Origin of the sequence: Roseobacter sp. MED193, assembly GCF_000152965.1 — a bacterium.
GTDB lineage: Bacteria > Pseudomonadota > Alphaproteobacteria > Rhodobacterales > Rhodobacteraceae > Pseudophaeobacter.
In genome coordinates this window covers 493,755-505,700 of record NZ_CH902583.1, presented here as the reverse complement: position 1 = coordinate 505,700, position 11,946 = coordinate 493,755, and the positions used below count along the sequence as shown (strand labels likewise).

Below are 11,946 nucleotides of genomic sequence, written 5' to 3'. Positions count from 1 at the left end.
ATACAAAAGTGGCAATTTGGGGCAGACTTTAGCGGTAGCTGCCAGCAATACGAACGGGAAAACTGCGATCACCCTCTCATTTCTGAGGCCCGCGCGCTCAGGCAAAGGCCTCTGCAGCAGATAGGGCCAAACCATCGGCCACGGCCGTCATCGCGTTACGGTTCTCAACCGTTGCATTGGGGCAGAGCTGGCGCTGCCCAGTTTCCAGAGAGGCAAGTAGCGAGGAGCCACCAACCATCACCAGCCGATCGATCCGATCTGGGCTGATATCTGCGGTAGCTAGGGTTTGCGCCGCGCATAGGGTGATCTGGGTCATCATGGCGGCAAGGCTTTGTTGCATCGACTGGGGGCAAAGCGGCGCCGCTAATCCACGCTCGAGAATTCGCAGATCAATCCGCGGATCAACAGCCTGTTCGACATTGGCCTGGATCTTGCCGCGTTCTACGGCAAAGGCCAGATCATGCCCAAGCTCATCTGCCAACACCGAGACAAGCCGGTTGAGCTTATTGGGTTCAACCGCGTATTTTGCCAATTCGCCCGCGGCGCGACGGCTGTCATGGGCATAAAGAAAGGGGATCATCTGCCAGGTGGCGAGATCATTGAACAAGCGGTTGGGCGCGGGCAGGGTCTCGGGGCCAAAGGCATTGCGGATTTGGCTGCCACGTCCCAAGAGCGGCATCACATGGTCGATGCTGATCTGACGGTCAAAATCGGTGCCACCAAGGCGCACCCCGTGAGAGGCTAGAATGTGCGTCTTCCCGGCACTGTCCTGCTCAAACAGAGTAAAATCCGAGGTGCCGCCGCCGATATCCACGATCAACCCCAGCCCAGGAGAGGGCGCAGCGGAGCGCACGGCTGCCTCTGGTTCATATAAAAAGCGCACATCCTCAAAGCCAGCCGCGAGGTAGCAATCCCGTAGGTCTATCTCAGCCTGGGCATCGCGCCCGGTGTCGGCGCTATGGAAGTGCACAGGGCGGCCCGACAGCGCATGTGTATAGGTTTGATGTGTCGCGGCCTCGGCCCGGGATTTCACCTCTGCCAGAAAACGCGCGATGATCTGGATGAAATCGGTGACTTCGCCATTGATCCGCCGCTCTTCGCGCAACAGCGGCGTGCCCAACAGGCTCTTGAGGGCACGCATGAACCGTCCCTCATCCCCATTGATCAGTGCGCGGGTCGCCGCGCGCCCGATGCGCATGGGCCGTTTGGGTTCAAAAAACACCGCTGTGGGCAGGGTGGTTTCACCGGGTTCCATATCAACCAGGAAGGGGCGATCCCCCATGGCGACCCCGGCGGCGGAGTTTGAGGTTCCAAAGTCGATACCTAATGTGTTGGGGTGCAAAGCAGGGGAGGTCATGGGGTGTCCAGTCAAACATTCGAACGCGCCCTCATATAGAGGGCTGAAAGCCATATCAAGGTCTGCGTTGCGAAAGTGGACCCTTACTGCGGCACCCAAAGTCTGAGTCGAAATCTGCCTGAAACCGATTGGATACCAGGTACACGAAGCCGCTAGTCGTCACGTCCTGGTTCACTTGGATCGCAGGAGAACAGAGCAATCTTATTGCCCTGTGGGTCACGCAGGTAGCTCACGTAAAAATTGGGTCCATAGGAGGCGCGAAAGCCTGGCGCCCCTTCGTCACTGCCGCCGGCGACAAGGGCTGCGGCGTGTAGGTCGCGGACCTGTTGTTGGGCGCGTGCCTCGAATGCGATCATCACTCCGTTGCCAGCAGAAGCCGGATATCCGTCAAAGGTAGGTTTCACATAAAAATCTGGCAAGGCAGGCGCCTGGCCCGGAGCGATGGGCAGGGAAAAGCTCAAACCTTCAGGACCTTCGGAGAGCCGGTATCCAAGTGCGGGCAGGAAGGCGGTGTAAAAACGTTTGGCGCTATCCAGGTCATCGGAGCCAACAGAAACATAGGCAATCATGACGAAAGTCCTTTCCAGGAATTGAAACAATGCCAGGGGGATGGGACCGTTGGCAGCGCCCCCGCAGATGCAAACGAGGCTGATCGTTTGTAATTCCAGCATTCCCTGTAGGATTGCCATTTTCGCATAGGCGCATGTGTATGCAAGTTCTGATTTTTCGCCCTGTGGAGGGCTCAGGCGGGCAGCAGATGTCACTCCGGGGACCCGATGGCGCTTTTGATAAATGAGAAAGACGCCCCAGTTTTAGATAGGAATATGTTTTACGGAATAGGGTGCCCAACGGTCCTTCCACGGACGTGCTTCCTCCAGCTCAAACGCCAGTTGGTAGAGCAGCCCGTCATTGCCTGTTGCAGCTTGGAACATCGATCCGATCGGTAAGCCACTGACAGGGTCCCAGTTCAATGGCACCGACATTGCGCAGTGTCCCGATACATTTGCTGAGGCAGTATACGATAGGCCGTGTTGCAAGAAATCAAGTACGGAATCGTTGACAAGGGTCTGTGGGGTCAGCGCATCGCCTTTGACGGATAGGAATGGCATCACCGGGCTGAGAAGAACGTCAATACCAGCAAACAGCTCAGCATAGGCAGCGGGCACTTTGGCAAGATAGGCCATCCCAGCGGCGGCAACGTCATCAGGTGTTTCAGCACCATAAGCAATCAGAGAAGCCGTGAAGGGATCAAGCAAGCCAGAGGCTGCGGCTGGGCTGCCAGAAATCGCCATGGCTTGATCATTGAACACGCCGAATTGCCCAAGAAATGCACCGTTATAGTGCTGGAAGAACTCGTCGTGGGAAATTGGAATCTCGGCTTCAGAAACCTGGTGTCCGAGGTCACGAAGAAGCTGAGCAGTGTTTTCCTGGGCCTTCGCCACTGGTGCTTCAACGGCGATGCCACCTTTGATCGCCGGAGCAAAGCCGATGCGCAGGCGGCGAGAGGATGGGCCGGAAATTACGCCCACTGGCGCGAAGGGGCCATTGGGATCCTCGGTATGAGCAAAGAGGGCGGCGCTATCCCGCACGGTCCGACTGAGGACTTGATTGGTTTTGACAGGTCCATGTTGGCCTCCGACTTCACCAGGCAGCATCCTGGCTCGGCTGGGCTTCATTCCAAAGATGCCCTGCACAGATGCGGGCAGGCGGTTCGACCCGCCGCCGTCGGTTCCATGCGCCATGGGAACAATGCCGGCGGCAACGGCCGCACCTGAGCCGCCACTGGACCCGAGTGTTGAGAGCGACAGGTCCCAGGGGTTTCGAGAGAGACCAAAGGCCGTGTTGTTCGTGATGACCCCAAGTTGCGCAAATTCAGGTACATTGGTCATTCCGACGATGTTCATCCCCGCAGCCTCGACCCCATCGATATACATGACGTTTTCTGCCGGGATGTTGGTCATCAGCATGCGCGAACCATCAGTGCGGCGAACACCACCCACATCGATCATGTCTTTGATGAGGATTGGAACGCCTGCAAAAGTTGTGTCAGCCGCAATGGCTTCAGCGCGATCATAGGCCCGTTCGTAGCTTCGGGTGTTCATCACATTGATGATCGGTTCCATCGCCTCTATGCGCCGTATGGTGATTTCCACCGCCTCACGCGCTGAGATCTCGCGGGTCTTTATCAAATCGGCCATACCAAGGGCGTCATAGTCGATAAACTCGTCAACAACTCTAGGCGAAGCGGATGCTGATGTGAGCGCCAGAGGGGAGACTGCGGTCGCCACTGTGGCTGTTGATGATTTGAGAAAGTCGCGTCGGGAGAACGTCAATTGCTGTTCCTCGATCTGAGAGAATGCAGGCAGTATTGCTAGAACTTTCACTGGCAGACAAGCCCGCAGATGCAGAAAGGGCGCCCGGATGGGGCGCCCTTTCGTATTCAGCTAAATCGCGAAGGATTAGCAGCTGTAGTACATGCCATACTCAACAGGGTGTGGCGTGTGCTCATAGGTCTGAACTTCTTCCATTTTCAGCTCGATATAGCCTTCGATCTGATCTTTGGTGAAGACGTCACCTTGCAGCAGGAAGTCATGATCCGCTTCCAGGCATTCCAGAGCTTCGCGCAGGCTGCCACAAACGGTTGGGATATCGGCCAGCTCTTCGGCGGGCAGGTCATAGAGGTTCTTGTCCATGGCCTCACCGGGGTCGATCTTGTTCTTGATACCGTCAAGACCAGCCATCAGCAGCGCTGCAAAGCACAGGTAGGGGTTTGCAGCCGGATCGGGGAAACGGGCTTCTACGCGCTTGGCTTTGGGGCTTTCGGTCCATGGGATACGGACGCAGCCAGAGCGGTTACGAGCAGAGTAAGCACGCAGAACGGGTGCTTCAAAGCCAGGGATCAATCGCTTGTAGCTGTTGGTCGATGGGTTGGTGAAAGCATTCAACGTCTTGGCGTGCTTCAGTACACCGCCGATGAAGTAGAGGGCTTCATCGGACAGGTCGGCATATTTGTCGCCAGCAAAGAGTGGTTTGCCATCTTTCCAGATCGACATGTTCACGTGCATGCCGGTGCCGTTGTCGCCGTAGATAGGCTTGGGCATGAAGGTGGCGGATTTGCCGTAGGCGTGGGCCACGTTGTGGATCACGTACTTGTATTTCTGCAGCTCGTCGGCCTGTTTGGTTAGGCTGTCAAAGATCAGGCCCAATTCGTGCTGACAAGAGGCAACCTCGTGGTGGTGCTTGTCCACTTTCATGCCCAAACGCTTCATGGTCGACAGCATTTCGGAGCGCAGGTCCTGGGATTCATCGGTGGGGTTTACCGGGAAGTAACCACCTTTGAGTCCAGGACGGTGGCCCATGTTGCCCATTTCATACTCGGTGTCGGTGTTCCAGGAGGCGTCTGTTGCGTCGACCTCATAAGAAACCTTGTTGATCGAGTTGGAATAGCGCACGTCGTCGAACAGGAAGAATTCTGCTTCTGGGCCCATGTAAGCCACATCACCGATGCCGGAAGACTTCAGGTAAGCTTCGGCTTTTTCCGCGGTGCCGCGTGGGTCACGCTCATAGGATTCACCGGTGTCGGGCTCAACGATTGAGCAGTGAATGCATACGGTTTTTTCTGCGTAGAACGGATCTACATAGGCAGAAGTGGTGTCAGGGATCAGTTTCATGTCGGAGTTTTCGATCGACTTCCAGCCGGCAATCGACGAGCCGTCGAACATGAAGCCCTCTTCGAGGAAATCTTCGTCAACAAGATCCACGTCCACGGTGACGTGCTGCAGCTTGCCGCGCACATCTGTGAAGCGAATGTCGACATAAGCCGCTTCTTCGTCTTTGATCATCTGGAGAACTGCGTCTGTGCTCATTCCCTTGGTCCTTCTGATTTTAATGTCAGGTAATTCTGTTTAAAGCGCGTCTGTGCCGGACTCGCCGGTGCGGATACGGATGGCTTGTTCGACGGGAGAGACAAAAATCTTACCGTCGCCAATCTTGTCGGTTTTAGCAGCATCAATGATGGCTTCAATGGCAGCATCGACCTGATCGGCCTCCAGTACCACTTCGATTTTCACCTTGGGCAGAAAGTCGACGACATACTCCGCACCGCGGTAAAGCTCTGTATGGCCCTTTTGACGGCCAAACCCTTTGACTTCAATGACGGAGAGGCCTTGGACGCCGACGTCCTGTAGCGCTTCCTTCACCTCGTCCAGTTTGAACGGCTTGATGATGGCTTCGATCTTTTTCATCCCTGGGCTCCTCACAACCTTGTCGAAGCCTCTCAGATCATTTCTTAATGGTGGGGACAATGCGCTGTGCTGTCTCAGGCGCGGCAAGGGGGATGATTTGACCTACTGTGATTAATAAGTAGGCACAGTGCATTAAAAATAGGCGAAAATGAATCGATAGAAATTCGGAACACAAAAGCAACGGAAAGGAGACCCTTGTTATGGACCTGTTAACGGCTGCCCAGATGCGGGCCATTGAACAGGCTGCCATCGACTCGGGGGAGGTTACAGGCCTGGAGTTGATGGAGCGCGCGGGGCAGGGGGTGGTGGAAGCCATTTTTGAGGAATGGCCTGAGCTTGCCGGGCAGGTTATCGAAAAGGAGGGGGGCGCTGCCCCCGATCCTGCGGATCTCCCCCCGGAATATTTCTGGAAAAGTGAAAGAGGAGATTTCGCCTCGGCGCGCTGTTGTTCTTTGCGGGCCAGGTAACAACGGCGGCGACGGATTTGTTGTGGCCCGTCTGCTGCAGGCCAAGGGTTGGGAGGTAGAGGTGTTTCTCTATGGTGATCCGGTGAAATTGCCGCTGGACGCAAAGGTGAACTATGACCGCTGGTTGGCGCTGGGAGGTGTTTTCGAGCTCAATGACGCGGCCATTGATGGCTACTGGGAGGACCATCCTGACACCAAAATAGCAATTGATGCGGTGTTTGGAACAGGGCTGACGCGGCCGTTCACGGATCTTGCTAAGGTGCAGCTGGAGTTGAATTATTGGCAGGCAGCCTCCAGGCGCAATGGGGCGCCAAAAGTTGTCTCCATCGATATACCCAGCGGGGTTTGCTCAGACAGTGGTCAATATCTCGGCAGTGATCAAGACAACCCCTTCGACTACGGCGTTATGTCCAATCTGACGGTGAGTTTTCATCGTGAGAAACTGGGACACAGGCTTTCTGGCGGCGCAGTTGGTTCCGGCAAAGTCATACGGAAATCTATCGGCATACCCCATCAAGGCAGTCCGAACAGTACGGTGAGCCTGATCGAAACACTTGACACTAGTGTTCTTAAAGCCGGCAGCCACAAATACACTCACGGTCACGCGCTGGTTCTGTCTGGCGGACATGGTAAGACCGGAGCGGCGCGACTGGCCGCACGCGGGGCTTTGCGTATTGGCGCGGGTTTGGTGACCCTGGGTTCGCCGCGCTCTGCTATGCATGAAAACGCTGCGCAGCTGACCGCAATCATGTTGCACCAGATTGATGGCGCCCATGGGGTTTCCGAGCTGCTGGAAGATGAGCGCCTTAACGCGATTTGTCTGGGGCCAGGGTTGGGACGTGGATTGGATACCCAGGCGGTCGTGGTTGCCACCTTGAAGGCGCGCCGGGCCACGGTTTTGGATGCGGATGCCCTGACCCGATTTGAGCGAGATCCGCAGGTGCTGTTTGATCTGCTTCATGAAAACTGCGTGCTTACCCCGCATGGGGGAGAGTTTGCCAAGCTGTTTCCGGATTTGGCAGAGCGGCTGTCCGCCGTGGCGGATAGGGGACCGGCCTATTCCAAGGTGGATGCCACACGAGAGGCAGCCGCGCGTGCGGGCTGTATCGTGTTGTTCAAGGGGGCGGATACGGTGATTGCAGCCCCCGATGGGCGCTGTTCGGTGAATTCTGCGCAGTATGAGCGGACAGCGCCGTGGTTGGCGACCGCCGGGGCGGGGGATGTCTTGGCCGGGATAATCACGGGGCTCTTGGCGCGTAGGTTTTCCCCCATGCAAGCGGCAGAGATGGGAGCTTGGCTGCATGTGGAATGTGCCCGGGAGTATGGTCCCGGCCTGATCGCAGAAGACCTGCCGGAGCAACTCCCCTCTGTGTTGCGTCGGTTCCTTTCATGCTGATAGACAGAGAGCGCCCAGCGCTGCGCAAGCGGCTCAGCTCGGAATCCGCAGCTTTTTGGGCCGCTGCTTTGTTTGGGAACCGGCGCTTAAGGCGCAGGGCAGGGGTGCCATCGCTTGCTTTGCACTCTTGTTGCGCGCCCTTGCCTAGATCCTGATAGGAGGCGATCACGGTTCCCGCTTTGACCCGCTGTCCGCAGCTGCAGCTTGGTCCGCAGCCCCTTACCGCCGCTCGAACCTATGCATATAGCCTGATGACGCGCATGACGAAGAAGTGCGCTCAGGTCATTGTCCTCAGGCGCCACGCCGCACGGTATGCGCACAAGCTTTAGAACCTGGGTCCAAGACAGTGATGCTGCAAGTTATGATGTTGCAGAAACTGCCTTGGCGCACATCATCGGTGGTAAGGTTGAGCGAGCCTATGCCCGGTCTGATCTGTTGGATCGCCGCCGAATCTTGATGCAGAAGTGGGCGGACTTTGTAACGGGCGCCGAAGCAAAAGTAGTGCCATTGCAGCGGCGAAAGTAAGCCGGTTCGCCTACTGTTTTGGAGTCCGTAGACCACCTAACACTTGCGGCCATACGGCAGGTCTCAGCTGTGGTTTCAACGGGTCGTCGCAACACTCTAGTCTTTTTGGAAGGATGGAGTGTTAGGCATGAAGTATCGGACGCGGACATTTTACACTGATAATCAGAAGTCGGAGATGTGGGATCGCTGGCAGAGTGGAGAGTCGATGAGATACATCCGTGTACATGCCGCAGGCACGAAAGCTGGGGCCAAAACCCTCGAAGTTGACATCCGGCTCGACTGGGCCTTTCAGGATGTCTTAGCGCTCACTGAAGTGCGTTTTGCGCGCAAATGATCAAAATAAAGGTTTTATCAAGCTCTTTTTGGCATCACCCAGGGCGCCCTCTCTTTTGTGCCCATGCCAGGATCGAATGATATGGAAGGTACAGAGGTCGCCTCAGATAAGGACCCGGTGATGTTTAAGATTCAAAAGCTCCCCCTCTCAGCAAAGCTCCCAATGATCATGGTGGCGCTGACAGCGACCTTTCTCGTTACTGTTGCCTTTCTGATTTATTCGATGGCCGAAAAGAGCATTCGAAAGAACATCTATACGGCACATGAAATTGAGGCCAAGGCCGGCGCTCAGGCGCTGGAATTCCTGATATCTTCCGCCCATTCCAACCTGGCGAGCCAGGCGGCCCAGCCAACAGTTTTCCGGGCGGTCAGCAATTTCACCCGTGTCATCGGCATGATCGAAGAACCTGACCCGATTGCCTATCTCAAACGGGTCTATGGAAGCGAAAACCCCAATCCGGTTGATCAACGCGCACAGCTTGTCGATCCCGGTGATGGATCCTATTACAGCCAGTCCCATGCCAGCTATCACCCGACCTTCCAGCGCACGGTTGATTTGAACGGCTACGAAGATCTCTATCTTTTCGATATGGAAGGGCTGCTGATCTACTCTGTCAAAAAAATGGATGACTATGCCAATAGTTTTGCCACCGGAGATCTGGCCGAAACCGGACTGGGCCAACTGTTCGCTGAGGCTCTGGTCGCGGAGCCGGGCCATGTGGTGCACTCGGATTTCACCCTATATGGGCTGGGCGGCGATGTGCCCTCTGCTTTTCTGGCGACCCCGGTACTCAACAAACGGCAAAAAACCGTTGGCGTGATTGCCGTGCGTCTGGGCAGTGCTGGGGTGGTACAGGCCCTGACAAAAAACCTGCAAGATCTGGAAAGCCAGAATATCTATCTGGTCAGCCCTGATGGATTGGCACGCAGCCCTTCGGCGCTGGGGGATAGCTTTGGCGTATTGGATACCCTGCCGGATGTGCCGCAAATACAGGCCGCCCGTAACGCAGAAACGGCACGCTTTGATGGGGTGCCAGCCATGGCAGGGGGCAGTGCAACTGCCCTGGTACTGCCGCTTGATCTGCCCGGATTTTCGTGGTCGCTGGTTATGGAAACCGACGAAGTCGCGGCCTTCGCAGAGCTGAACCAAATTCGCCTGCTTGCAATGGCAGTGATTGGCACCTCTGTGTTGATTGCGATTGTGGTTTCCCTGTTTGCCGCGCGCCGGGTGACGATCCCCATTCTGGCTCTGCGCCAGGCCACTAATGCCTTGGCCGATGATGATTATGACATCGATATCACCGGGAAATCTCGCAGTGATGAACTAGGTGATTTGGCCCGCAGCTTGGACAGTTTCCGTGATAAGCTAAAGCAGGCCGATGAGGCCGCAGTTCGCGAGGTGCAAGCAGCCCAGCAAACTGCGGCAGTGGTTGAGCAGACCAGCCGAGCTTTGTCGCAGCTTCAGGCTGGCAACCTCGCCTGTGATATTCAGGCCCCCTTTGCGGACAGCTATGAAACACTGCGCGAAAACTTCAACAAGAGCCTTGTAAACCTGCGTGATTCCATGGGCGAAGTCGTCAGCGCCTCTGAACATGTCGGCAAGTTCTCGCAGGAGCAAAGTGCTGCGGCCAATGAAATGGCGCATCGCACCGAAAGCCAGGCTGCTACCTTGGAACAGACCGCCTCGGCGTTGCGGGGTTTGACCACCAATATTGGAACCACAGCAGAGCAGGCTGCACAGATGGACAAGGCTATGGGCCGAACCCGTACCCAGGCCGAGGGCAGTACTAAGGTTGTGACGGCAGCGGTGAATGCTATGGATCAAATCCAGGAGACCTCGAATGAGATTTCGAAGATTATCAACATGATCGACGATATCGCCTTTCAAACCAACCTGTTGGCGCTGAATGCCGGGGTGGAGGCCGCGCGGGCGGGTCACTCTGGGGCGGGGTTTGCTGTAGTAGCCTCTGAAGTGCGTGCACTGGCACTACGGACCTCAACAGCCGCCGGTCAAATCCAGGAGCTGACCTCAGCCAGCGAGGCTCATATCGCAAACGGTGTCGATATGGTGGGTCAGGCCGGAAATGCCTTATCCGGCATCATCGGGAGTGTGGGCGAAGTCTCTGGTCTTGTGAGCGAAATCGCAGAAGGGGTGCGCAAGCAATCCAAGGGTTTGGGGGAAATCAATGGCTCGATGGAAGTCCTGGATGGGGTCACCCAGCAAAATGCCGCCATGGCGGAAGAGACTTCTGCCTCCAGCCAGCTGTTGCAGCAGGAAGCGACAAGCCTATCCGGAATTGTCGGGCGCTTTGAACTTGGGCAGGACATTCTGTCAGTAGGTAGTGCAGAAGGCCAGGACGAAGGTTGGGAAACCCAGCCAGACTGTGAGGATATCGCGAATTGGGATCAGAAGCAGTCAGCCTAGCTACCATGCAGCCGTACATCGTGTTGCTACGTTCCCCAATGACCGTTCCTCACGCAGCGTCACAGCATCTTCGGGCTGAGACCCCTATCCGCTCGCCCCGCTGGCCCTTTGGTCGCGACACCTTTTACAAGATGGTCCGTGCAGGTCGAATTGCGAAGCATCACCCTTACCCCGGCTCTCGTCCAGTCTATTCAGTCGACCAAATCGATGGTCTCTATACAAATTCAAGCGAGAACCATAGTGGGGGCCAAAACCCCGCAGGGTGAGATTTGTTCAATGTTTTCAAGGAATATTTGGTGCGGGTGAAGGGACTCGAACCCCCACGCCTCGCGGCGCCAGAACCTAAATCTGGTGCGTCTACCAATTCCGCCACACCCGCACGTTTCGCAAATCACTTGTTGCGTGCGGCGGTGGATAGCAAAGGTTTGATCAGGATGCGAGCGCTAATTTCGTCAAAATCAAAACAATGTAACATTGCACCGAATTGCGAACAGGTGGCGCTTTATTTGGGGCAAGAGCCTAGATGAGCGGACCGGTCCAGGGCCTCTTTGTGGAGGGGGTAACAAGATTTGCAAAAGCACGCGTAGGGGAAGGGCGCCCAAATAAGCGAAGGCACTGAATGAGAACAGAAGATTCGGTCTATAAGCGGGCTGAACAGGTAACTCAGCGGAGGGCCGGGGGGGGGGCGAGAGTGTAAGCCGCCGGGGAAGGCTGTCGACCGGAGGGGTCTTATGTTGGGCGTGCCTTGGGGGCAGGGGCCGCTTACCTGTGCGGGGCGGCCCGGACGTTGCCTTCTGCCTTTTCCAATGGCACTTTGACGTCAAAAATTGGCGGTTTAGACCAAGGGGCTGAAGATGCATCGCTCGACACTCTATATTCGAAATGCTGGCTTCGGAGATATGTTGCAGCAGATCAATATATTTTTCCATCTCTCTGACGTGTTTTCGTTTAGTCCGCGAGTGTTTTTGTCGCGACCACAGAGACGAAACAGTCTGAATGGGTACACATTTTTTGATGATATCGGATATACAAGCCTTTTCGACCCAAAGCCCGAAATAAGCCGGGAGCGCGCAGACAGTCTTGCTCAAATTTCCACAACAGTAGAGCCGGCCTATCGATTTGATGCGCGGTGTTACAATAACCCAAAACTAGAGGAGGTTCTGGCGGAGAGAGAGGACCAGATACACCCAGGCTGCGGG

The 11,946-nt window shown here is 56.0% G+C and carries 7 protein-coding genes, 1 tRNA gene and 1 pseudogene; 3 read left to right on the top strand and 6 right to left on the bottom strand.

Annotated features, from left to right (window positions below; genetic code table 11):
• Positions 1-97: 97 nt before the first annotated feature.
• The 5 genes from MED193_RS04875 to MED193_RS04855 form a co-directional block, all read right to left on the bottom strand.
• Entirely contained in the window at positions 98-1,357 is a 1,260-nt protein-coding gene (locus tag MED193_RS04875) for an Hsp70 family protein (protein WP_039965897.1), read from the bottom strand.
• Positions 1,358-1,509: 152 nt separating this feature from the next.
• Entirely contained in the window at positions 1,510-1,926 is a 417-nt protein-coding gene (locus MED193_RS04870) for a VOC family protein (protein ID WP_039966660.1), read from the bottom strand.
• A 243-nt stretch (positions 1,927-2,169) separates the two neighbouring features.
• Positions 2,170-3,555 (bottom strand): amidase, encoded by a 1,386-nt coding sequence (locus tag MED193_RS04865; RefSeq protein WP_009808535.1) that lies wholly within the window; start codon positions 3,553-3,555, stop codon positions 2,170-2,172.
• Positions 3,556-3,816: 261 nt separating this feature from the next.
• The gene (gene glnA, locus MED193_RS04860; protein ID WP_009808534.1) at positions 3,817-5,223 is read right to left on the bottom strand and encodes a type I glutamate--ammonia ligase; all 1,407 of its coding nucleotides are present in this window, start codon (positions 5,221-5,223) and stop codon (positions 3,817-3,819) included.
• Positions 5,224-5,262: 39 nt separating this feature from the next.
• A complete protein-coding gene (locus MED193_RS04855) occupies positions 5,263-5,601 on the bottom strand; it encodes a P-II family nitrogen regulator (protein ID WP_009808533.1) in 339 nt (112 codons plus the stop codon).
• 200 nt (positions 5,602-5,801) lie between these two features.
• Here MED193_RS04855 and MED193_RS04850 point away from each other — a divergent pair.
• The 3 genes and pseudogenes from MED193_RS04850 to MED193_RS04835 all read left to right on the top strand — a co-directional run bounded on the left by MED193_RS04850 (position 5,802) and on the right by MED193_RS04835 (position 10,747).
• A pseudogene (locus tag MED193_RS04850) lies at positions 5,802-7,464 on the top strand (NAD(P)H-hydrate dehydratase).
• A 730-nt stretch (positions 7,465-8,194) separates the two neighbouring features.
• Positions 8,195-8,323 carry a hypothetical protein gene (locus tag MED193_RS23320; protein ID WP_302621665.1) on the top strand — a complete coding sequence of 43 codons (129 nt, stop codon included), beginning with the start codon at positions 8,195-8,197 and terminating at the stop codon, positions 8,321-8,323.
• A 120-nt stretch (positions 8,324-8,443) separates the two neighbouring features.
• On the top strand, positions 8,444-10,747 hold the full coding sequence (locus MED193_RS04835) for a methyl-accepting chemotaxis protein (protein ID WP_050757626.1): 2,304 nt from the start codon (positions 8,444-8,446) through the stop codon (positions 10,745-10,747).
• Between the two features lie 294 nt (positions 10,748-11,041).
• Here the strand turns inward: MED193_RS04835 and MED193_RS04830 are convergent.
• A tRNA-Leu gene (locus MED193_RS04830) sits at positions 11,042-11,126 on the bottom strand.
• Positions 11,127-11,946: the final 820 nt, after the last annotated feature.

Excerpts from the sequence above, each read along its gene's own strand:
- MED193_RS04875 (WP_039965897.1), bottom strand. The coding sequence starts at position 1,357 with ATGACCTCCCCTGCTTTGCACCCCAACACATTAGGTATCGACTTTGGA.
- MED193_RS04870 (WP_039966660.1), bottom strand. The coding sequence starts at position 1,926 with ATGATTGCCTATGTTTCTGTTGGCTCCGATGACCTGGATAGCGCCAAA.
- MED193_RS04865 (WP_009808535.1), bottom strand. The coding sequence starts at position 3,555 with ATGGCCGATTTGATAAAGACCCGCGAGATCTCAGCGCGTGAGGCGGTG.
- glnA (WP_009808534.1), bottom strand. The coding sequence starts at position 5,223 with ATGAGCACAGACGCAGTTCTCCAGATGATCAAAGACGAAGAAGCGGCT.
- MED193_RS04855 (WP_009808533.1), bottom strand. The coding sequence starts at position 5,601 with ATGAAAAAGATCGAAGCCATCATCAAGCCGTTCAAACTGGACGAGGTG.
- MED193_RS23320 (WP_302621665.1), top strand. The coding sequence starts at position 8,195 with ATGAGATACATCCGTGTACATGCCGCAGGCACGAAAGCTGGGGCCAAA.
- MED193_RS04835 (WP_050757626.1), top strand. The coding sequence starts at position 8,444 with ATGTTTAAGATTCAAAAGCTCCCCCTCTCAGCAAAGCTCCCAATGATC.